The following is a 22627-nucleotide window of genomic DNA, read 5'->3' on the forward strand; positions in this document are numbered from 1 at the left end:
AGTTGTGCTGTTCAATTCGAGGGCCAGATGACATCTGACGCGCGCCATTCCCTACCCACGCATGACGTTCTGAACCAGCCGCCTGTGCGCGGAGATTTAGACCTTTGGGCCTCTGACCCAGTACTGCAAAATGTGGCAGGCGCGCGAAGCTCTATTCTTCGCAACTATGGTGCAGACCTTGGGCGTGCTGCAGTGAGAGACATGGCGCGCGAGGCCAATTTCCACTCCCCAGAACTTGTTCTGTTTGACCAAGGTGGACGCCGCCTGGATGAAGTGCGTTTCACTCATTCATACCATCACCTGATGCAACTCAGTCAATCATCCGGATACGCAGCCGTTGCCTGGTCTGACCTACCGAATGGTCACGCCACCCACGCCGCCATGGTCTACCTTGCCAGTCAGGTCGAACCCGGACATTGCTGCCCGCTGACCATGACTTACGCAGCCGTTCCAGCACTTGCGGCGAATGAAGAGATTGCCTCGATCTGGGTTCCCCGATTGACGGAATGGAACCACGATTCCTCTATCGCTCCTATCGCCTCCAAAAAAAGCGCCACGCTAGGCATGGCGATGACTGAGAAACAGGGCGGCTCGGACATTCGCGCCAATACCACGACGGCCACACGCGACGGAGATCACTGGCGGTTGCGCGGGCATAAATGGTTCTGCTCGGCCCCGATGTCCGACGGTTTCCTGACACTTGCCCAGACCCCCGGCGGTCTGACCTGTTTCCTTGTGCCCCGCTGGCTGGACGACGAACGCAACGCAATCCACCTGATGCGGCTGAAGAACAAGCTGGGCAATCGGTCCAACGCCTCGGCCGAGATTGAATACCATGATGCGCTGGCCTATCAGCTTGGAGATGAGGGCGCGGGTGTGCGCACAATCCTGGAGATGGTGCATCACACACGGCTCGACACTGCGATGGCCCCGGCAGGTTTGATGCGGGCGGCCCTCAGCGAAGCGCATCACTGGGTCAGCCATCGCAGCGCCTTTCAGCGCCGGTTGATTGACCAACCCCTGATGCGCATCGTTCTGGCCGATCTCGTGCTGGACTGGGAGGGGGCGCTGACACTGGGAATGCGTGTGGCGCAGGCTTATGACGGTCATACACCCGAGGATAAAGCCTTTGCCCGCATCGCTGTTGCACTCGCCAAGTTCCTCAACAACAAACGCTGTCCAGTCGTCGTGGTCGAAGCCATGGAGGTGTTGGGCGGCATTGGCTATGTCGAGGACACCCCCCTGCCCCTGCTCTACCGTGAAGCCCCTTTGAACGGCATCTGGGAAGGTTCGGGCAATGTGATCTGTCTGGATATCCTGCGCACCCTGACCCGCGACCCCTTGGCCGCCCAGGTCCTGCAGGCTGAGCTTGAGGCGGCAACCGGAGTGAACCGCCACTATGATGCGGCGCTGAGGGACCACCGCGCCCGCTGGACCAATATCCCACCCGAAGCCGAGGCGCGCTGGTTTGCGGAGCGCACCGCACAACTGCTGACGGCCTCTCAACTGATACGCCAAGCGCCCGGGCCGGTCGCTGATGGATTTGTGGCGTCTCGGCTGACAGGTAACAATGGCCGCATCCCCGGTTCGGTGTCCGGGCTGGATACTGGTGCCCTGCTTGCGCGGTTGGGCTGACCCGCACACTTGCCCGGATACGCCATCTGCTGTAGGGGCAGCGCATGTTTGACGAAGCTGACGATATCCATCCGCTGTTTGCCGGCGCGCCTTCGACCACCGAGTTCAAGAAGCTGCGCAAACGCATCGTGCGCCACACCCGCGAAGCCATCGAACAATATGGCATGGTGGACCCGTCCGCGCATGAGAAAGACGGCAAGCCACCCCGTTGGTTGGTCTGCCTGTCAGGCGGTAAGGACAGCTATACCTTGCTAGCGGTTCTGTACGAGCTGAAATGGCGCGGCCTACTACCGGTCGATCTGCTGGCTTGCAATCTGGATCAGGGCCAGCCGGGTTTTCCTGCTACCGTCCTACCCGAGTTTCTGGAACGCATGGGTGTACCGCACCGCATCGAATATCAGGACACTTACTCAGTCGTCATGGACAAGGTTCCCCAAGGCCGCACCTTTTGCGCGCTATGTTCGCGCCTGCGCCGTGGCAACCTGTACCGCATCGCGCGGGAAGAGGGCTGCACGGCCGTGGTGCTGGGTCATCACCGTGACGACATCCTTGAGACGTTTTTCATGAACCTGTTCCACGGCGGCCGTCTAGCAACGATGCCGCCAAAGCTGGTGAACGAAGAAGGCGACCTGTTCGTCTTTCGCCCCCTTGCCCATGTCGCCGAGGCGGATTGCGAGAAATTCGCCAATGCGATGAACTACCCGATCATTCCTTGTGACCTGTGCGGCAGCCAGGACGGGTTACAACGCCAGCAGGTCAAACAGATTCTCGATCAGTGGGAAAAAAACAGCCCCGGACGGCGGCAAGTGATGTTCCGCGCCTTAACCAATGCGCGCCCTTCGCACCTTTTGGACCCGAAATTGTTTGATTTTGTTAATCTTTCCATCAATTCGAGCGAAAAAACTGAAAAAACGGATGATATTCCACAGCTGCGTTAACGAGTGACTCAGACTGATTTTCTACGGTTTGACCTGAGCGCAAGATGCTCAGGGTAAAGGCGAAGACGAACCGATGAGGAAATCTGTTTCCGTTGATCAATTTCTCGATACTCTCACCACGTATCTGAGTGGCCCGCCGGTGCTGGCCTTTGCTCCCGCCATTTCGCTTGCGGCTTTCTGGATCGGTGGAGAACGTGCGCTTGTCGTTGTGGCACTAAGCCTTCCGTTGCTGATCGTCGCCTTCGCCTCAGTCAGACGCACACTAACTGCACGCATCTCTCCACTGCACCATCACGGAAGACTCGCGCCAACGGATAAGTTTGCCGCCGAACTTGAAAATTTCTTTGACCGTACCGATCACAATAACATGGGATCGGCTTGTATGATCATAGCCTTAGACGGGTTCACAGAATTTGTTGACCTGCACGGAAATGCGGCTGCGACTCATCTGTCCAGCCAATTTTGTGACCGCATCTTCTCGGTCATTCGAACCGGCGATATTGCGACACGATTAGACGAGTGCAGAATAGCCATCGGCCTGCGCCCGTCACAGCATCTCGATCTCGAAGCCTGCATTCAGATGTCGGGCCGCATCCAATCCGCCGTTGAAGAGCCGATCACCCTAAACGGCACCACTGCCTATGTCTCGTGTTCAATCGGTTTTTGCCTGCAATCCGCAGTTCGCGGATCCCGGTTTGAAAATTGGATTGATGCCGCATCTGCTGCGCTATGCGAAGCTCAGCGTAATGGGCCCTCAACGATCCGCGCCTTTTCAAACGAAACCCGCCGTAGATCCAATATCAGGGCCAACCTTCGCAAAGAGTTTGAGGCTGCGCTGGACAACGGACAAATCCGCCCCTGGTTTCAGCCTCAGGTTTCCACAGATACAGGGCGGGTTACGGGGTTTGAAGCCCTGGCCCGCTGGGAGCACCCGGAAAAAGGCATATTGAACCCACAGATATTTCTGCCTTTTGCCGAACAGGCCGAGCTTATGGAGAGGCTTGGCCAAACGATGCGGCATCATGCATTTTCCGCGATGTGCTGCTGGGACCGGAACGGGATTCACGTCCCACGAATCGGAATCAACTTTTCTTCGGACGAGCTACGAGACCCCGCTCTGCTGGACCGATTGAAATGGGAACTGGACCAAAACGACCTGACGCCCGACCGACTGGCTGTCGAAATTCTGGAAACCGTGTTTTCGCGACGTCCGGACGATGTGATTACCCGCAACGTGACCAGCCTTGCAGCACTTGGCTGTTGTATTGATCTGGATGATTTCGGCACTGGACATGCCTCGATCGCCTCGATCAAACGGTTTGATGTGACGCGGATCAAGATAGACCGAACTTTTGTGGCCAAGGCGGACAGTGATGCATCGCAACAACAATTGGTCAGTGCAATTCTCACTATGGCCGAAAGGTTGAATGTGGAAACACTCGCCGAGGGTGTTGAAACCACCGGTGAGCACGCGTTGATGGCACAGCTAGGTTGTGACCACGTTCAAGGCTTTGGCATTGGCAAGCCCATGCCGTTCGAAAAGACCATGGATTGGATCTCGGCCCATCAGAACAAAGTCAAAGGCATTCCCAAGATTGGACGGCAAGCGGGTTCTTGATCGCAGGTTTTCACCACAAAAGCCCAATCTGGAACCATAAGGCGGGCGAATCCGCTTGACCTTTGGGGCTGCACTCTGTTGAACCCACCGGGTGTGTTTCACTGCTTAAGGTGGCTGTCCCAGATGGACGATCAGAACAAGAATCTCATCCTCGCAACCGCGCTCAGCTTTGTCGTGATCCTGGTTTGGTTCGTGCTGTTTCCACCGCCCGAGCAAACCACCATTACAGATCAGGCTGAAATCAGCGCCATCGAAAGCGATGAGGTTCAGACCCCCAGCGCCTCTAGCGCGGGTACCGTAGGCGAAGCCACGGCGAGCGCAGAAGAAACGCTGCCCGGGTCCGAGGCCGCGCGGATCAAGATCGACACGCCCCGCCTTGAGGGCAGCCTGTCGTTGTCCGGTGGCCGCATCGATGAATTGTACCTGAAGGATTATAAAGTCTCGATTCAGGACAACGCACCGATTGTCGAACTGTTCTCTCCGGTCGGATCTGAATCTGCATATTATGCGCTCTACGGATGGGCACCTGGCGCTGGTGTCACCGGCACGGACGTACCCGGGCCGAACACGGTCTGGATGGTCGAAAATGGTGAAACACTTGGGGTGAACGCTCCAGTTACGTTGAAGTGGGAGAATGGCAATGGCCTGACCTTCCGCCGTACCATCTCGGTAGACGAGAACTATATGTTCGAAGTCACACAAGCGGTGGAAAACAACACACAAGCCGAGGTCGGCATGGCGCCATATGGCATCCTCGCCCGCCATGGCATCGGCGAAGATGGCGACCTGCCCGGACTTAAGAATTTCTTCATCCTGCATGAAGGCGTGATGGTCATGGCCGACGGTGTTCTGGATGAAATCGACTACGGCGATGTGCGCGACTTTGACATTGATCCGAACGAACGGGCGCAAGCCGAGGTCTTTCAGGTCAAAGACGGTGGCTGGGTCGGCTTTACTGATCACTATTGGATGACCACCCTGATCCCGGCTGAGGGCACGACCTTCAAGGCAGCAGCCAAATACGATGCCCGTCGCAAGATCTATCAGACGGAAACTGTACTGCCGACATTGCTTATCGCACCTGGGGCTACTGAAGAGGTCACAACCCAGCTGTTTGCCGGTGCCAAGGAATGGGAAACCATTCGTGAATATCAGGCTGAAGGCGTTCAAAAGTTCATCGACAGCATCGACTGGGGCTGGTTCTATTTCCTGACCAAGCCGATCTTCTGGCTGCTGCACAACATTAACGCCCAGATCGGCAACATGGGCTGGTCGATCATCGGCCTGACCCTGATCATCAAGGCGATCTTGTTCCCGCTGGCGTTCAAGTCCTATGTCTCGATGGCGAAGATGAAGGAACTGCAGCCGCAGATGGAGGCCCTGAAAGAGGCCGCTGGTGACGATCGTCAGAAAATGCAGCAAGGTATGATGGAACTGTACAAGAAGGAAAAGGTTAACCCCGCCGCGGGCTGTTTGCCGATCCTGATGCAGATCCCGATCTTCTTCTCGCTGTATAAGGTGATCTTTGTCACCATCGAACTGCGTCAAGCACCGTGGTTTGGCCCGTTTCAGGATCTCAGCGCACCGGATCCAACGTCAATCATGAACTTCTTCGGCTGGCTGCCTTGGGCCGGGCCGCAACCTGACACCCTTATGGCGCTAATCTTCATCGGCATCCTGCCACTGTTGCTGGGGATTTCGATGTGGCTGCAGCAAAAGCTGAATCCGGCACCAACAGACGCGACACAGGCAATGATCTTTGCCTGGATGCCCTGGGTCTTCATGTTCATGCTCGGTGGGTTTGCCAGCGGCCTTGTGGTGTACTGGATCGCGAACAACACGATCACCTTTACCCAACAGTATCTGATCATGCGCAGCCAGGGTTATAAACCGGATGTATTTGGCAACATCAAATCCGGCTTCAAGCGCGCCGCTAAGACGGATGACAAATGACGGCTAAAGTCACCCATATTTGGCGGCATCCTATGAAAAGCCACGGCCACGAAGCCGTGCAGACCGTGACAGTGACCCCCGGGCAGACAATGCCCGGGGATCGCGTTTGGGCAGTTGCGCACGAAGCGTCCAAGGCGGATGGCACGAAATGGGTACCCTGCGTCAATTTCAGCCGTGGGTCAAAAGCCCCAGACCTGATGGCCATTTCCGCCAAGCTGAACGCGGATCTGCTGACCCTGACCCATCCCAATCGCCCCGATCTAACCTTTGACCCAGATCGGGAACAGGACGTGTTTCTGGATTGGGTGCGCCCGCTGATGCCCGCGGACAGGGCGGCATCTGCCCGGATCGTTCGGATACCAGGGCGTGGGATGACAGACAGCGATTTCCCGTCAATCAGCCTGTGCAACATGGCCTCTCACCGGGCGGTTGAACAAAAACTGGGGCAAGACCTGTCAATCAAACGCTGGCGCGGTAACATCTGGTTCGATGGCCTGCCCCTATGGGAAGAATTCGACTGGCTCGACCGCGAGTTGCAAATCGGTGAGGCCGTGTTCCGCGTCCGCGAGCGGATTGTGCGCTGTTTGGCGACCACTGCGAACCCGGATACCGGCGACCGCGATGCCGACACTTTGGGCGCGCTGAACAGCTGGGGCCATCAGGATTTCGGCATCTATACCGAAGTGGTTCGCGGCGGGGTAATCTCGGTCGGTGACAAGGTGATACCGTTATGAGCACCCTACCCTTCCCTCTGGCCCAAGATCCCGATGAATTCTCGTTGGAGCGCGGGCGCAAGCTGTTTGCTGGCCCGTCCGAGTTTGTCAAAGGTGTCGTCGCCATGAGTGGGCTGCCCGACCCTGACCGCCTTGAGGTCTGCTTTGCGGGCCGCTCCAATGTTGGCAAGTCCAGTTTGATCAATGCGCTGACCGGAACCAAGGGGCTGGCGCGTGCATCGAACACGCCGGGCCGCACGCAGGAAATCAACTTTTTCACTCAGGGCCCAGAACTGTATCTGGTCGACCTTCCCGGCTATGGCTATGCCAATGCGCCGGTTAAGGTAGTGGAAAAGTGGCAGCGGTTGCTGAAACAATATCTCAGTGGCCGACAGACCCTGCGCCGGGCCTTTGTCCTGGTTGACGCGCGCCATGGGGTAAAGCCTGTTGATGCCGAGATCATGAAGCTGCTGGACGCCAGTGCCGTAACCTTTCAATGCGTGCTGACCAAGGCAGACAAGGTCAAGGCCAATGAACGCGAAAAGGTTCTGAACCAGGTCCGCTCGGCCCTGTCAAAACACCCCGCCGCTTTCCCCGAAATCGTGCTGACGTCGTCCGAAAAAGGGGATGGTATCCCAACGTTGCGCTCGATCATCACGCATCTGGAATAGCTTGGCCCTTGGCAGCACCTTTCAAAGGCCCTAACACGGTGGGCCAGAGGGACCTTTAGCCATGAAGACAAGAGATATGAACCGGGATTGGATCGCCACCGCCGCCACATTGAACAGCGCACTGCCCTATCTGCAGCGCTATGACGGGGCCATTGTCGTCATCAAGCTGGGCGGACACGCCATGGGCAGCGATGAAGCGATGGAGAGCTTTGCCCGTGACGTGGTTCTGATGCGCCAGGTGGGCATCAACCCGGTTGTAGTACATGGCGGCGGTCCCATGATCAACGCGATGCTGGACAAGCTCGATATCCAATCCGATTTCGTGAACGGTAAGCGTGTGACGGACAAGGCAACTGTCGAAGTGGTCGAGATGGTGCTCTCGGGCCTCGTGAACAAACGCATTGTTCAGGCCATCAACGGACAGGGAGGGACTGCGGTTGGCCTGTCGGGCAAGGACGCCAACCTGATGATCTGTGATCAAACCGATGCCTCGCTGGGGTTTGTTGGCTCTCCTTCCGAGATGAAACCCGAAATCCTGCACGATCTGTTTACGCATGACGTGATCCCGGTAATTGCGCCTCTGGGCGCCGGGCGCGAGGGTGAGACGTTCAACGTCAACGGTGACACCGCCGCCGGTGCCATCGCCTCGGCCTTGAAGGCAGACCGTCTGCTGTTGCTGACCGACGTATCAGGCGTCAAGAACGCTGCCGGAGAGGTCGTGACCGAGCTAAAAGCCGGTCAGATCCGCGAGATGACCCTGGACGGGACCATCGCAGGCGGAATGATCCCCAAGACCGAAACCGCGCTGGACGCACTACATAGTGGGGTGCGGGCCGTAGTCATTCTGGATGGGCGCGCGCCCAATGCGGTGCTACTGGAACTGTTCACCGAACACGGAGCTGGGTCGCTGATCCGACCCGATTGATCGACTGCGACGGAGGTGACATGACAGTTCAAACCGCACCTTCCCCGAACATTTATCAACGTGTCGACAGCGCGGCTGCTGAGGTTGGGCTTATCGTGATGGGTGCGTTACATCCTGGGCGCGCTAATGCCAAGCAATTGGACAGCGGCACCCTGATCCTGCTAGGTGCAGGGCCCACGTTCTGGCCTGTTTTGAAATCAGCCCCTGAATGGCAAGGTCCCGACCCTGTTGACCGGTGGTCGTACCGCGTCGTCAATCAGATGGCGCAGGATTTGGGGGGTCAAGCCTATTTCCCATTCGGTGGCCCACCCTATGTGCCGTTTATCGACTGGGCGCTGAAATCGGGGCGTACATTCAGCAGCCCGGTTGGCGCCTTGGTGCATGACACGGTCGGTATGATGATCTCGTATCGCGGCGCGCTGCATTTTGATCAGGAATTCGAGATTCCCGGTGCCCATAATTCATCGCCCTGTGTTACATGCGATGCCCCTTGCGCTCAGACCTGCCCAGTCGGGGCCCTGAACACCCACAGCTTCTATGACGTTGAGGCCTGCCACGGGCATCTGAACACAGAGCAGGGCCAAACCTGCATGACCGGTGGCTGCCTTGCGCGCCTGGCCTGCCCTCTCAGCCCCGGGGCCAGGCGGGACCCAGAACAGTCCGCCCACCACATGAGGTCTTTTCACCCGTCATGACTCGCACTCTGATCCTGACCCGCCATGCCAAATCCAGTTGGGATGAGCCGACGCTCAGCGATCATGATCGGCCACTGAACAAACGTGGACGCTGCTCGGCACCTGCTGTGTCCGGCTGGCTACTCAGGAATGGCTGGCTACCGAATGAGGTGCTCAGCTCTACCGCCCTCAGAACCCGCGAGACGTGGGATCGAATGGGGCTGCAGGCCGATCTGATCCAGTTCGAACGCTCGCTGTATCTGGCCGGTCCCGATCTCATGATGCGGGCCCTGTCGCAGGCTTCTGGCCAAACCGTGCTGATGCTGGGCCACAACCCCGGGATCGCTGAATTCGCCAGACAGCTTGTGCGGCAGGCGCCAGATCACGGCCGTTTCGATGACTACCCGACCTGCGCAACAACAGTCATACAGTTCGAGATCAACTCCTGGGCCGCGCTTCGGTGGCACAGTGGGGATGTCTTGGGGTTCGTCATTCCACGCGAGTTGCCGGAGTAAAAAAGGCGGGGCAAAAACCCCGCCTTTCATGGTTCTTCCGATCGGGATCAGTGACCCAAAATCTGGCTCAGGAACAGCTTGGTCCGCTCGCTTTGTGGGTTGTTGAAGAACTCTTCTGGTTCGTTCTGTTCCACAATCTGACCGGCATCCATAAAGATCACGCGGTTGGCGACCTGACGGGCAAAACCCATCTCGTGGGTCACACAAAGCATGGTCATGCCTTCTTCGGCCAGCTCGATCATAGTGTCGAGCACCTCTTTGATCATCTCAGGGTCCAGCGCCGATGTAGGTTCATCGAACAACATGATCCGCGGCATCATGCAGAGCGAACGGGCAATCGCCACACGCTGCTGCTGACCACCCGAAAGCTGACCAGGATACTTGTCGGCCTGTTCTGGGATTTTCACCTTCTCTAGGAAGTGCATCGCACGCTCTTCAGCCTCTTTCCTGGGCGTCTTGCGCACCCAGATCGGGGCCAGCGTACAGTTTTCCAGAATGGTCAGATGCGGGAAGAGGTTGAAGTGCTGGAACACCATCCCGACCTCGGACCGGATCTTGTCGATGTTTTTCAGGTCATTCGACAGTTCCGTCCCATCCACCATGATCGTGCCTTGCTGGTGTTCCTCCAGCGCGTTCAGACAGCGGATCAGGGTGGACTTACCCGACCCTGACGGCCCCGCGATAACAATCCTCTCGCCCTGATTGACGGTCAAATTGATGTCGCGCAGCACATGGAAAGACCCATACCACTTGTTCATGTTGTTGATTTCGATGGCGACCTCGTCGCTCACCTGCATCTTGGATCGGTCGATTTCGCGGTCTATTGCAAGTTCAGACATGTGTTGAACTCCTTAACGATGGCCAGTCTGAAGCTTGCGCTCCAGATACATGGAATAACGGGACATGGAGAAGCAGACGACGAAGAACAGCGCGCCGATAAAAGCGAACAGTTCCCAGTAGATGCCGTTCCAAGCGGTATCAGCGCGGATCGCGTTGGCAAGGCCAAGCACGTCGAACAGTCCGATGATCGACACCAGAACCGTATCCTTGAAGATCCCGATGAATGTGCTCACGATGCCCGGAATTGAGATTTTCAGGGCTTGCGGCATGATGATCAAACGCTGTGCCTGCCAGTAGTTCAGGCCCAAACTGTCGGCGCCCTCGTACTGACCGCGTGGCAATGCAGCCAGGCCACCCCGGATCACTTCGGCCATATAGGCGGCTGAGAACAGGGTCATCATGATCATCACCCGCAGGATGATGTCAAAATTGGTGCCTGGTGGCAGGAACAGGTTCAACAGCAGCGAGGCCACGAACAGTAGCGTGATCAGCGGTACGCCGCGAATGAACTCGATAAAGCCCACACACATGTATTTGACGATAAGAAGGTCCGACTGACGGCCCAGCGCCAACACGATACCAATCGGCAGCGAGACACCGATGGCCACAACACCCAGCAGGATCGCCAGCATGAAACCACCGAACTGACGACTTTGCACGGCTTCGATACCGATCGGCAGGATCGAATCCATGGCACCAACGAAGTAGCTCGATAGAAACAGCCACCAGATCAATGCAGCCACTGCACCACCGATCATCCCGAGCAATTCGCTTTGTTGCTTGCTGACGACGGTGTAGACGGCCCAGCCGGCAACAAATCCAAGTGCCGCCGACAATGGCCCCCAGATGGTACCACCCCACATCAACCAAGGCATCAGGAAGGGGTAGATCGCGCTAAAGATCAGCAACTTGCTCGGAACACGGTCCGAATACAGCACTGGTGCCAGCGCAACCAGCAACAGAACAAGCGCCAGAATCGGCCGCCAGTACAGATGGCTCGGGTAGAATCCGAACAACAGCTGCAGCCAGCGATCATTGATGACAGCCCAGCAAGCATGACCATGGGTGTCTCCCCAGGTTGCCATCATGATCTCACGGCACTCAGTCAGTGAATTGGCATTCCAGACGGATTGGAACGTCCATGGCAGAACGCCCGACAACACATAGTAGATCGCATAGAGCGAAACCAAAGTCAGGATCGAATTGAACCAACCAGAAAACAGATTGTGCTTAACCCAACCTACTATTCCCACTTCGGACGCTGGTGGCGCTTTCTCCGGCAACATTTCCGCGCGGACAAATGAAACATCACTCATATTACCGCTCCACCAATTTGACACTATTGTTGTACCAGTTCATCACTGCCGAGATGCTCAGCGAGATGCACAGATAGACCAGCATCAGCAGTAGAACGCATTCCAGCTCGCGGCCGGTTTGGTTCATGGTGATGCCACCCAGGGTACCTGTGATATCCATATATCCCACCGCAATCGCCAGAGACGAGTTCTTGGTCAGGTTCAGGTAGTTCGAGATCATTGGCGGGATGATCACGCGCAACGCTTGCGGCAGGATCACCAGACGCATAATCCGGCTCGGGCGTATACCCAGCGCGGCGGCGGCCTCGGTCTGCCCCTTGGAAATGGCGAGAATTCCGGCCCGCACGATCTCAGCGATGAAAGCTGCAGTGTAAAGGGACAGGGCCAACCACAATGCGATAAGCGAGTTCCGCAAATGGGTGCCGCCTTTGAAGTTGAACCCTTTCAGTTCCGGGTATCCCAAATGGAATCCCAACGCAGTCAGCAGGATCAACATCGGCACAAACAGTATAGCCAACTGAATGTGCCAGATGGTTGGGCGATCACCAGTTGCTTCCTGTTTTGCAGCGGCATTAGCGGATACTTTGCGCATCACAAAAATGCTGCCCGCCAAAACGACCAGAAAGGCGACCAGATCCAATGAAATGTCGAAGCGTAAGCTGGACGCACCAAACAAGTGGATATCGCCAAGACTGCGTGAAAACAGGAGCTCTGGGATATAGACACCGCGATTGGTGACGGCGACAGAGTTGAAAAAATCCATCGTGGCCGTCGGGGTTTCGCCTCGGAATGCATTGGGTGCCGGTAAACCTTCGATCAGAATGGCCATAGCCAGAACGATCCAAAGCAGCACAGGCACGTTACGGAACATCTCGACATAAACAGTCATGATCCGCGCGATCAACCAGTTGTTGGAAAGTCGTAATACACCAACGAAAACACCGATAATTGTCGCCGTGATACAGCCGAGAACTGCAACAACAAGTGTGTTAAGCAATCCGATAAACCCAGCACGCAAGTGGCTGTCTCGAGAATCGTATTCCAGCAGGCGTTGGTTGATATCGTAACTTGCAGGTTCGCCGAAGAACCCGAATTCTACGGGTTTACCAAGTGCTTCGAGGTTCTGAATGGTGTTGGAAATGATCCAGGCTGCCAAAAGCATGAAACCGATCATTGCAATGACCTGGATGGTCGCAGATCGGTACCGCGTATCGTAAAGGAGCATGGACAGCCGGAACTGCTCCTTTGGCGGGTCAGTGAGAGTCGACATGACCTATGTATATCCCCGTGTCATCCCGTTATTCGCAGACAGAGTTGATCTCTGTTCAATCTAACCGGGACTGTTTCTTATGGATTGAAAAAGGGCGCAGGATGAACTGCGCCCTCTTCAATGGATATTAGCGGAACGGCGGCGAGTACAGCAGGCCGCCATCGGTCCACTGACCGTTCAGGCCGCGTGCCAGACCGATTGGCGTTTCTTCACCGATGTTCTTGGCAAAGACCTCACCATAGTTACCACCCGCCTTGATAGCGCGCATTGCCCACTGTGCGTCCAGACCCAGCATCTCACCCAGAGTGCCTTCGCTGCCCAGCAGACGGTTCACTTCGGGGTTGTCGGTGCCAGCAGACATCTCGTCGATGTTCGCCGAGGTCACACCCAGCTCTTCAGCCGAAACCAGTGCGTTCAGTGTCCAGCGAACAACGTCGCCCCACTCGTGGTCGCCATGACGGACCAGCGGGCCCAGCGGCTCTTTCGAGATGATTTCGGGCAGCAGGATGTGATCACCGGGGTTTTCGAACGTGGCGCGAGTTGCGGCCAGGCCCGATGCGTCGGTGGTGTAGACGTCACATGCGCCAGCCAGATACTGCTGCTGCGCTTCTGCGTTGGTTTCGATCGGAACCGGCTCGTAGCTGATGTTGTTCGAGCGGAAGAAATCCGCAAGGTTCAGCTCGGTGGTGGTGCCGGTCTGGATGCAGACAGTCGCGCCGTCCAGTTCCTTGGCCGAGCTTACGCCCAGCGCTTTGGGAACCATAAAGCCCTGACCGTCGTAATAGTTTACACCGACGAATTCGAACTTCAGGTCTACGTCGCGGCTGAAGGTCCAGGTGGTGTTCCGGGCCAGCATGTCGATTTCGCCCGAAGCCAGCGCGGTAAAGCGTGTCTTACCTGTGGTCGGAACGAATTCAACGGCGCTTGCGTCACCCAGAACCGCAGCGGCAACGGCGCGGCACAACGAAACGTCAAAGCCCTGCCATTCACCATTTGCGTCGGGCGCGGCAAAGCCGACCAGACCGGTGGTCACACCGCAGTTCAGCTTACCGCGCGCCTTGACGTCGTCCACGGTTCCCGCCATGGCTGCGCCTGCGGCCAGACCGGCAACTGTGGCCGCGCCCAAGATTACGGATTTTTTCATTTTTACCTCTTCCTGATTGTCCATCCCGTTCAGGGACGGTTCTATCCGGCACCTCAGGTACCAGAAAGGTTTCCCCAAAGGTGTCTCCCCTTTAGTGCGCACGAGTTTGGTCGCATTCATAAACAAACGTCAAGGGTCGGATCAGGGAAAACGATGGATCAACTCACAGATGTCCATCAGAGCGGTAAAAATTCAGAAATCTAAGATCAATCAGAGACGTCGTAGAAGCGTTTAGCGTGTAAAAAGGCAGAACGTTTGACTTCGGCTGCTTCATGCGCCTCGTCGTCATGGCCCCATTGTTCGATTTGCCACTGCTCGTCCAACCGCGAAATCCGCCAGATCTCTTGCGCATCACACCAATCGGAAGTGGCCGCAAACCCAAGGATCAACGAGCCCGAAAGGCTGACCAGATCGTGGAAGGCAGCCAGTTGGAAGTTGTTGAAATCATGCACTCGCCGGCGCAACTGATCCAGCGCCGCCACGTCTTGCGGCTGATGCAGGATACCTGTGACGGGCTGCAGGCGAACCGACATGGCTTCCGCGGCCCAGTCCAACACCGGGTCCCACTGCTCAGCTTGCCGCTGCTGCAACTCTTGCGGGTGAGCGGCGCGATAGCACAGCAAATCCGAATCGCCATAATCGGCCAGCATGTCTGCAACTTCGGCGTGCTGAATCAGTACCTTGTCGATGGCTGCATTGGCCGAACGCGTGTAGGGCATCGTCCCTGGGTCAACCTGTTCTTCCTGCGCGTCCCATTCGGCCGCAACGGCCTGAGCCATCGGCAAGGTCGGCAGGATCAGTCCGGCCCGCGCAGGTGTTTTGACCCGACGACCGTCCAGTTCGACCGTAAATCCGCCATCGGCCTCGACCACCTGACATGCAGTCCAAAATCGTTTCGGTTTCCAGTCACTCATGTCTTCAGGTCCAGATATCGTCCAGTGCGCCCGGCAACTGGTCAAACGTTTCGATAATACGAGAGGCAGCGGCCAGGGCAGGCCGTTCGTGATACCCCCAGGTGACGCCAATTCCCGTGACACCGGCGGCGGCGGCCATATCCATGTCGAATCGGGTATCCCCGATCATGACAGTATCAACCGCATCGACGCAGGTTTCGGCCCTAGCCGTGTCGATCATCGAAGGATGCGGTTTTGACGGGTGGTGATCTGCGACCTGCCGGGTCACGAAATAGCCTTGCAGACCGTGACCTTCGATCAAAGCATCCAGACCACGATGCGATTTGCCTGTCGCCACGCCCAGCAACATCTCGGGGATTGCATGCAGTGCCTCGATAACCTCACGGGCTCCGGGGTAGAGCGGCGAACTGGCCATTCCCTGTTCCAGCCGATGTGCGTGATAGGCCTGTTTATAGCCCTCTACCAACCGCGCCTGATCCACAGCAGAACACTCGGGCACCAACTGTGCCATGGCTTGTGGCAGAGATAATCCGACTATGGACAAGATCCCCGCCCTATCCGGTACCGGAAGAGACAAGGCATCAAAGCTGGCGGTCATGGCCGCGATAATGCTGCCCTGGCTATCGACCAGGGTACCGTCCACATCAAATAGTACCAGACGCAAGGGTCTGCTCATTGCAAAGACTCGAACGGATCATCCGCAGCCAGGTCTTCGGCCCATCCGAATGTGTCCCAGCTGTGTTTCATATGATCAGGCAAGGGTGCGGTAACAGTGATCTTCTTACGCGTCACCGGGTGCTGAAACGAAGCCTGCCGTGCATGCAGGTGCAGCTTTTTGCTGATCACACCGCCCAACTGCGCACCCCAGCCATCGCCAAGGTTCTCTTGACCCGAACCGCCGTATTTTCCATCCCCGATGATTGGGTGCCCAATCGCTGCCATATGCGCACGCAACTGATGGGTGCGGCCGGTGATCGGCTCCATCGCGACCCAGGCGGCGCGTCCAGCCACGCGGTATAGCGTAGCGTAAAGTGTATGGGCCCGCTTCGCGCCTGGCGTGTCGTTGATTTCGTTCAGATGAACGGGGATCATCTTTTCGCCCTCGCCCTGGCTGCCATGGCCCGGGGCCTTGACCAAACCGGTCTTGATCTCGCCCAGATAAGGGGTCGGCACCCCAGCGACCAGGGCCCAATATATCTTGCGCGTGTCCCGGTGACGGAAAGCGGCGGTCAGTGCTTTGGCGGCCTCGCGTGTGCGGGCCAGCAACAGCACGCCCGAGGTATCCTTGTCCAGTCGGTGCACCAATCGGGGGTTTTCGTCATATCCAAAGCGCAGCGCCTCGGACAGGCCGTCCACATGCCGGGTCTGGCCGCTGCCGCCTTGCACCGGCAAGCCTTGCGGTTTGTTCAGCGCGATCACGTGATCATCGCGATAAATCACGCAAGCCTGCATCATCTCGGCATCCGCATCTGTGATCCGCGGTTTCACCTCGACCGGTTTGTGGTCCGCATCCGGCAGAGGTGGCACGCGTACAACCTGGCCGACCTCAAGCCGGGTCGAGGCCTTGGCCCGTCCGCCATCCACACGCAGTTCGCCCTTGCGGCACATTTTCTCGATGCGCCCCTGGCTGACATGCGGAAACAGACGCCGCAGCCAGCGGTCCACCCGCTGATCGCCATCCCCATCCGCAACCGTAATCATCTGCACGCCACTCATGCCATTGCCCCTTGCGCCGCGCGGCAGACCCGCCCGGACCACGCTGTAAACATTGTCCCAGAAAACATGCGCGTCTGTCGCGCGCATCGGCCAAAGAGTCAAGCCGGTGCTAGTCTGGTTTCCGTTGCGAACGCAGCTTGGCAAAGTAGTCCAACCGTTTCTTCAGCTCACGTTCAAACCCACGCTCGACAGGTTGATAGAGAACAGGGCGCGATATGGACTCGGGAAAGTAGTTCTGCCCAGAAAACCCATCCTCGGCATCGTGATCATAAGCATAGCCCGCACCATAACCCTGATCTTTCATCAAAGAGGTTGGTGCATTCAGAATATGTTTGGGCGGCGGCTCACTTCCTGATTGCTTGGCCAGGCGCATCGCTGCCTTGTAGCCCACATAGGCCCCGTTCGATTTCGGAGCCAGAGCCAGATAGACCAGCGCCTGCGCCAAAGCCAACTCGCCTTCGGGACTGCCCAGCCGCTCATAGGTTTCCCAGGACTGCAGACAGATCGCCTGAGCCTGCGGATCAGCCAGACCAATGTCCTCGACCGCCATTCGCGTGATCCGGCGCGCCAAATACCTTGGGTCCTCGCCTCCTGTCAGCATTCGCGCGAACCAGTACAGGGCGGCATCGGGGTCGGATCCTCGCACCGATTTGTGCAGGGCCGAGATCAGGTTGTAATGCTCATCTCCAGATTTGTCGTATTTCGCGGCACGGCGCATGAGCCGGGTCGACAGGGCTTCAAGGTCCAGCGGGCCCTCAACTTTCCACGCGGCAACCTGCTCGATCAGGTTCAACAGCGCGCGCCCGTCACCATCGGCCATTTCCTGCAGCGCATCACGGGCCGCAGGGTCCAACGGCAACCCGCGGTCCAATTCCTGTTCAGCGCGCTGCGTCAGACGCTCAAGATCAGCCAGGCTGAGCCGTTCCAGCACCAGCACTTGTGCCCGACTGAGCACAGCGGCGTTCAACTCGAACGATGGATTTTCCGTGGTCGCCCCGACCAGGAGGATCGTACCATCCTCCATATGCGGCAGAAACCCGTCCTGCTGCGCCTTGTTGAAGCGATGGATTTCGTCAACAAACAGCAACGTCCCCTGCCCGTTCTGACGCCGGATCTTCGCAGCTTCGAACACTTTCTTCAGGTCGGGAACACCAGTAAAGATGGCACTGATCTGCACAAAATGCAGGTCCGTCTCTTGCGCTAGAAGCCGCGCGATCGTGGTCTTGCCGACGCCGGGCGGCCCCCAGAATATCAGGCTCGACAGACTGCCCGAGGCCAGCATCACGCCCAAAGGCGCATCCGGGCCCAACACCTGTTCCTGCCCGATCACCTCGGCCAGCGTTTGCGGGCGCAATCTGTCGGCCAGCGGGCGATGTACAGGCGGCGCAGGGTCAGATGACCCGGTATCGAAAAGGTCACTCATCCGGTCACAGCCTGAACCGCAAGGAAACCGGCCGGCCGCCCCTGAGGATATCCAGATTGATCCGACGCCCCGGATCGGTCAGCGCCTTCACGACATCAGCAGGTCGCTCGACCCGCGCGCCGTTTATCCCATCGACCACATCGCCCGGACGCAGCCCGGACCGACCGCCATAGCGGCCCGCGTCGACCACAACCACCCCCGTCTGCGACAGCAAAAGCCCCAGCCGCGCGATAACAGCAGGGTTGATCCGCGACACGGTCAGGCCTGGCATCACGGTTTCATCGTTCAGCGTCGTCACTTCCGCTGCCGGAACCTCGGGCGCTTTGACCAAAGCGACCTCAAGTTCAGCTCGGTCCTCGCCGCGCAGTCGCGTCACCACCGACGTGCCGCCCACACCGGCCACTGACATGCGGAATTTCATCTCTGCCGGCGAGTTCACCTCATCCCCGTCGACATGGGTCACGACGTCCCCAACCTGCAACCCTGCCTCGGCCAACGGGCTGAGCGCATGGAGATCCGAAATCACCACACCCTGCGGGATGACCAAGCCCAGAGACTCAGCGATATCCGCGCTCATGTGCTGCCCGGCCATTCCGGCCCAGGGGCTGACAAAACTGTCATTGCCGGCCTGGGCTTGCCGCAGGAATTCGGCAACCAGATTGGCAGGGATGGCAAAGCCGATCCCGTTCGATCCTCCAGAACGTGTCAGGATCGAGGTGTTGATGCCAATCAGATCACCGTTCACATCGATCAGCGCCCCGCCCGAATTGCCGGGATTGATCGCCGCATCCGTCTGAATGAAATAGCCCCGCGCATTGCCCGTGGCCGTACCGGTCCGCGCCAACCCCGAGATAATGCCCGATGATACCGTCTGCCCGACGCCGAACGGGTTGCCGATGGCCAGAGCCAGTTCACCTACCTCAACCAAATCGGAATCCCGCATGTCGATCGAAGGCAACGCCTCGGCATCTTTCAGACGTAGAATGGCGATGTCGCTTTCCTGATCGCCCAGAACCACCTCGGCCGAAAACTCGCGCCGGTCCGTCGTGACGACCCGTATTTCGGTCGCCGAACCCACGACATGGTAGTTTGAGACCACATAGCCGTCATCCGTCAGGATCACGCCCGATCCCAACGAGTTCTGAACGCGCGGTCGCGGCTCACCAAAGCCGCCGCCAAAGAAATCCTGAAAGAACGGGTCAGAGAACAGTGAATTCGAGCGCCCTTCGCGCACGATCTTGGCGTAGATATTCACCACAGCTGGCGCGGCCTGTTTCACCACCGGCGCAAACCCTAGGCTGATTTCGGCCTGAGAACGTGGCACCCTGGTTTCCGCCGCGGCAGAGGCAGACAAAAGCGATAAAGCGAAGGCCGTGGCGCGAAGCATCATAGTTCCCGAAAATTTTTGGACTGTTTTGGATATGCGGCGCGATGTCTGGGTTTGCAAGCGCGGTATTGGAGTTTCTGCCAGACTTCAGCCATCACCACCCTGACGAGGTAAAGCCAGTCCAGCCACATTTGACATGTCCGACCGCCTGACTACGACGTTCATAGTCAGACGGATAGGTATTAGTTGAGCTGTCTCGGTTTCAAGCGAACCGATCTGTATGCCAAAACGACAAGCGTAAGTATGGCCCCCTGCCCTACGAGTACTGCGGGCCAGATCAGGGGAAACTGCGCGTCTGCGTACTTTTGCGGTCCGAAGGAAACCGAAGCAAGAAGTGCCGCTAAAAGTGTCAGGCATATGCCGGCCTTTGTTTCCGTGGCGCCAAGGAGGATCGCAGCGCAGGCTGCGCTGAGTGCGGCCCCAATAAAAGGCGCGATCCCAAACAGTGGTGTAACTGTGGGCGGATGTGGCGGTACTCCGGCATAGAGAGCACTCAGCATAACGATCTGCAAAACGATAAGTGTCAACAAAGCAGCATTGGCCGCCCGATCTTTCTCATAAATCAAATTCGCCTCCTTTTTCCGTAACAAAGTGTACGGTTGCGTTAAGCCGTAACCCGATGTACGGCTGAGTGTCAACACCATTCAGGAGGCCAGATTGAAAGATCACCTACGCACTGCCCGGCAGGAACAGATCGAAACAGCGGCTTATGAACTGCTCGCAGAAAAAGGTTTCGCGGGAACTTCGATGCTGAGCATCGCCAAACGTGCCCGCTGCTCAAACGAAACGCTTTACAACTGGTATGGCGATAAGCTTGGCTTGTTCCGCACCATGGTGTCACGAAACGCTGCGGAAGCAAAAACGTTGCTTGAAAACGCGCTTGCACAGCGTGAAGCCTCGATCGAAACACTCGACGCCTTTGGGCCGGTATTGCTGGAAATCATATTGGGCGAGAAGGCAGTTTCTCTGAATCGCGCGGCCGCAGCTGACGCAACCGGCCAACTAGGTAAAGCCTTGTCAGAGGCAGGTCGGGAAACGATTTCCCCTCTCCTGGCACAGCTTTTTGAAGCTGCCAGAACCAATGGAGAGCTAGTCAGCAACGATATATCGGACGTGGTTGATTTGTATTTGGGATTGTTGATTGGTGATCTTCAGATCCAGCGCGCGATCGGGCGCACAGAAAAGCCCGATCCGGGAACATTGGCAAGGCGCGCAGAAGCAGCAACCAGACATTTGCAAACGCTTCTCGGGCCCTGACTAAAGCTGACACATACCATGAGCAGAGCGGACTTGCGACTGGCTCCATAAGAAAAACCCCCGCGTCCGAGACACGGGGGTTTTCACATGAAAGCCAAGCTTTCTTATTCTTCGTCTGCGGCCTCTTCGGCGGCGGTACGCGCTTTGTCTGCAGCGCCTTTGGCGTCCAGATCGCGGTCAACGAATTCGATGATCGCCATCGGGGCCATGTCGCCATAGCGGAAGCCTGCTTTCAGGATCCGGACATAACCGCCCTGACGCTCGGCGTAACGGGGGCCCAGGATTTCGAACAGCTTTGCGACGTCTTTGTCTTCTTTCAGCTGCGATGCGGCCTGACGACGGGCGTGCAGGTCGCCGCGCTTGCCCAGAGTGATCAGTTTTTCAACGATCGGGCGCAGTTCTTTTGCCTTGGGCAGAGTTGTTTTGATCTGCTCATGTTCGATGAGCGAGCCAGCCATGTTCGCAAACAGAGCCTTACGGTGCTCATGAGTACGATTCAGGCGGCGGTAACCACGTGCGTGACGCATTTTCTAGTTCCTTCTTCAGCGTTTTGCTTTGTCTGGCCGGCGATGCGTGTCACCGGCTCTCCTTGGGGCATGATCGCCCTTACATTCCCCGGCAGCCCGGGTATTGGGGAAGACGCGCTTAAAACGCGTCTTCGAATTTCTTCGCCAGATCTTCGATGTTGTCGGGCGGCCAGTCCTCGACATCCATGCCGAGGTGCAGACCCATGCCGGACAGCACTTCTTTGATCTCGTTCAGCGACTTGCGGCCGAAGTTCGGGGTGCGCAGCATCTCGGCTTCGGTCTTCTGGATCAGATCGCCAATGTAGACGATATTGTCGTTCTTCAGGCAGTTTGCCGAACGGACCGACAGTTCCAACTCATCTACTTTCTTCAGCAGCAGCGGGTTGAACTCCAGACCATCATCCTCGTCCTGACGACCAGCCGCTTCCGGCTCATCGAAGTTGACGAAGATCGACAGCTGATCCTGCAGGATGCGTGCGGCATAGGCCAACGCGTCCTCGGGGGTGATCGAACCGTCAGTCTCAATCTTCAGGGTCAGCTTGTCATAGTCTAGAACCTGACCTTCACGCGTCGGCTGAACATCATAGGCGACCTTTTTAACCGGCGAATAGATCGCGTCGATCGGGATCAGGCCGATAGGTGCGTCTTCTGGTTTGTTCTTTTCAGCCGAGACATAGCCCTTACCGGTGTTGACGGTCAGTTCCATGAACAGGTCGGCACCATCATCCAGGTGACAGATGACGTGATCGCGGTTCAGAACCTCGATGCCAGCGCTTTCGCTGATGTCGCCTGCGGTGACGATTGCCGGGCCTTTAGCATTGATCGACAGACGCTTGGGGCCTTCGACCTCCATGCGCAGGGCGACTTGCTTAAGGTTCAAAATGATGTCGGTGACGTCTTCACGCACGCCTGCAACCGAACTGAATTCGTGCAGGACGTTGTCGATCTGAACGCTGGTGATGGCCGCACCTTGCAGCGAGCTCATCAGAACGCGGCGCAGGGCGTTGCCCAGAGTCAGACCAAAGCCACGCTCCAGCGGTTCTGCAACCAGCGTTGCCTGGCGCGCGGGGTCGTTGCCCGGCTTGCTTTCCAGCTGGGTTGGCTTGATCAATTCTGCCCAATTCTTGTGGATCATGTAATCCCTCCATTCCTGTCCGCGCCCCATGACCAACAAGGTGCAGACGCCCGAGG

The 22627-nt window shown here is 57.5% G+C and carries 21 protein-coding genes; 10 read left to right on the plus strand and 11 right to left on the minus strand.

From position 1 onward, the window contains the following. Positions 1–27 precede the first annotated feature (27 nt). The 9 genes from AC2FIZ_RS17290 (at position 28) to AC2FIZ_RS17330 (ending at position 9642) form a co-directional block, all read left to right on the plus strand. Positions 28–1635, plus strand: a complete 1608-nt coding sequence (locus AC2FIZ_RS17290; RefSeq protein WP_281973742.1) for an acyl-CoA dehydrogenase family protein — start codon at positions 28–30, stop codon at positions 1633–1635. A gap of 44 nt (positions 1636–1679) precedes the next feature. Beyond that, positions 1680–2573 carry a tRNA 2-thiocytidine(32) synthetase TtcA gene (ttcA, locus tag AC2FIZ_RS17295; RefSeq protein ID WP_281995977.1) on the plus strand — a complete coding sequence of 298 codons (894 nt, stop codon included), beginning with the start codon at positions 1680–1682 and terminating at the stop codon, positions 2571–2573. 73 nt (positions 2574–2646) lie between these two features. Beyond that, positions 2647–4191: a putative bifunctional diguanylate cyclase/phosphodiesterase gene (locus tag AC2FIZ_RS17300; protein ID WP_281973744.1), complete on the plus strand. Its 1545-nt coding sequence runs from the start codon at positions 2647–2649 to the stop codon at positions 4189–4191. 123 nt (positions 4192–4314) lie between these two features. Continuing rightward, positions 4315–6144 carry a membrane protein insertase YidC gene (gene yidC / locus AC2FIZ_RS17305; protein WP_281973745.1) on the plus strand — a complete coding sequence of 610 codons (1830 nt, stop codon included), beginning with the start codon at positions 4315–4317 and terminating at the stop codon, positions 6142–6144. Then, positions 6141–6878, plus strand: a complete 738-nt coding sequence (locus AC2FIZ_RS17310; RefSeq protein WP_281973746.1) for an MOSC domain-containing protein — start codon at positions 6141–6143, stop codon at positions 6876–6878. The genes yidC and AC2FIZ_RS17310 overlap by 4 nt, the downstream gene beginning before the upstream one ends. Then, positions 6875–7528: a ribosome biogenesis GTP-binding protein YihA/YsxC gene (gene yihA / locus AC2FIZ_RS17315; protein WP_281973747.1), complete on the plus strand. Its 654-nt coding sequence runs from the start codon at positions 6875–6877 to the stop codon at positions 7526–7528. Before AC2FIZ_RS17310 ends, yihA begins: the two co-directional genes overlap by 4 nt. A 61-nt stretch (positions 7529–7589) precedes the next feature. Further along, positions 7590–8453: an acetylglutamate kinase gene (gene argB / locus AC2FIZ_RS17320; RefSeq protein ID WP_142639737.1), complete on the plus strand. Its 864-nt coding sequence runs from the start codon at positions 7590–7592 to the stop codon at positions 8451–8453. Positions 8454–8473: 20 nt separating this feature from the next. Then, a complete protein-coding gene (locus tag AC2FIZ_RS17325) occupies positions 8474–9148 on the plus strand; it encodes a ferredoxin (RefSeq protein ID WP_496690414.1) in 675 nt (224 codons plus the stop codon). After that, a complete protein-coding gene (locus AC2FIZ_RS17330) occupies positions 9145–9642 on the plus strand; it encodes a SixA phosphatase family protein (protein ID WP_271951999.1) in 498 nt (165 codons plus the stop codon). The genes AC2FIZ_RS17325 and AC2FIZ_RS17330 overlap by 4 nt, the downstream gene beginning before the upstream one ends. Before the next feature lie 47 nt (positions 9643–9689). Here AC2FIZ_RS17330 and AC2FIZ_RS17335 read toward each other — a convergent pair whose 3' ends face one another. The 9 genes from AC2FIZ_RS17335 to AC2FIZ_RS17375 form a co-directional block, all read right to left on the minus strand. Next, the gene (locus AC2FIZ_RS17335; protein WP_142639743.1) at positions 9690–10481 is read right to left on the minus strand and encodes an amino acid ABC transporter ATP-binding protein; all 792 of its coding nucleotides are present in this window, start codon (positions 10479–10481) and stop codon (positions 9690–9692) included. A 12-nt stretch (positions 10482–10493) separates the two neighbouring features. Then, positions 10494–11798 (minus strand): amino acid ABC transporter permease, encoded by a 1305-nt coding sequence (locus AC2FIZ_RS17340; protein ID WP_142639745.1) that lies wholly within the window; start codon positions 11796–11798, stop codon positions 10494–10496. A 1-nt stretch (position 11799) separates the two neighbouring features. After that, a complete protein-coding gene (locus AC2FIZ_RS17345) occupies positions 11800–13068 on the minus strand; it encodes an amino acid ABC transporter permease (RefSeq protein WP_282027693.1) in 1269 nt (422 codons plus the stop codon). Between the two features lie 127 nt (positions 13069–13195). Beyond that, positions 13196–14212 carry an amino acid ABC transporter substrate-binding protein gene (locus tag AC2FIZ_RS17350; RefSeq protein ID WP_142639749.1) on the minus strand — a complete coding sequence of 339 codons (1017 nt, stop codon included), beginning with the start codon at positions 14210–14212 and terminating at the stop codon, positions 13196–13198. Between the two features lie 206 nt (positions 14213–14418). Beyond that, the gene (locus tag AC2FIZ_RS17355) at positions 14419–15126 is read right to left on the minus strand and encodes an ATP12 family chaperone protein (RefSeq protein ID WP_281973748.1); all 708 of its coding nucleotides are present in this window, start codon (positions 15124–15126) and stop codon (positions 14419–14421) included. Positions 15127–15130: 4 nt separating this feature from the next. Continuing rightward, positions 15131–15802, minus strand: coding sequence for an HAD-IA family hydrolase (locus AC2FIZ_RS17360; RefSeq protein ID WP_496791408.1), 672 nt, complete (start codon positions 15800–15802; stop codon positions 15131–15133). Next, complete coding sequence (locus tag AC2FIZ_RS17365; RefSeq protein ID WP_281973760.1) at positions 15799–16842, minus strand: RluA family pseudouridine synthase; 1044 nt, start codon at positions 16840–16842, stop codon at positions 15799–15801. The genes AC2FIZ_RS17360 and AC2FIZ_RS17365 overlap by 4 nt, the downstream gene beginning before the upstream one ends. 109 nt (positions 16843–16951) lie before the next feature. Further along, positions 16952–18265 carry a replication-associated recombination protein A gene (locus AC2FIZ_RS17370; protein ID WP_281973750.1) on the minus strand — a complete coding sequence of 438 codons (1314 nt, stop codon included), beginning with the start codon at positions 18263–18265 and terminating at the stop codon, positions 16952–16954. 4 nt (positions 18266–18269) lie between these two features. Further along, positions 18270–19652 carry a trypsin-like peptidase domain-containing protein gene (locus AC2FIZ_RS17375; RefSeq protein ID WP_281973751.1) on the minus strand — a complete coding sequence of 461 codons (1383 nt, stop codon included), beginning with the start codon at positions 19650–19652 and terminating at the stop codon, positions 18270–18272. A 657-nt stretch (positions 19653–20309) separates the two neighbouring features. On the opposite strand from AC2FIZ_RS17375, the gene AC2FIZ_RS17380 reads away from it, so the two are divergent. Then, entirely contained in the window at positions 20310–20909 is a 600-nt protein-coding gene (locus AC2FIZ_RS17380; protein ID WP_496690416.1) for a TetR/AcrR family transcriptional regulator, read from the plus strand. Between the two features lie 104 nt (positions 20910–21013). Here the strand turns inward: AC2FIZ_RS17380 and rplQ are convergent, their stop codons facing one another. Together rplQ and AC2FIZ_RS17390 are read right to left on the minus strand one after the other, a co-directional pair. Then, the gene (rplQ, locus tag AC2FIZ_RS17385) at positions 21014–21436 is read right to left on the minus strand and encodes a 50S ribosomal protein L17 (protein ID WP_142639761.1); all 423 of its coding nucleotides are present in this window, start codon (positions 21434–21436) and stop codon (positions 21014–21016) included. 118 nt (positions 21437–21554) lie between these two features. Further along, positions 21555–22571 carry a DNA-directed RNA polymerase subunit alpha gene (locus AC2FIZ_RS17390; RefSeq protein ID WP_281995981.1) on the minus strand — a complete coding sequence of 339 codons (1017 nt, stop codon included), beginning with the start codon at positions 22569–22571 and terminating at the stop codon, positions 21555–21557. Positions 22572–22627 lie beyond the last annotated feature (56 nt).

This window comes from Ruegeria sp. CDSB022 (assembly GCF_059611145.1).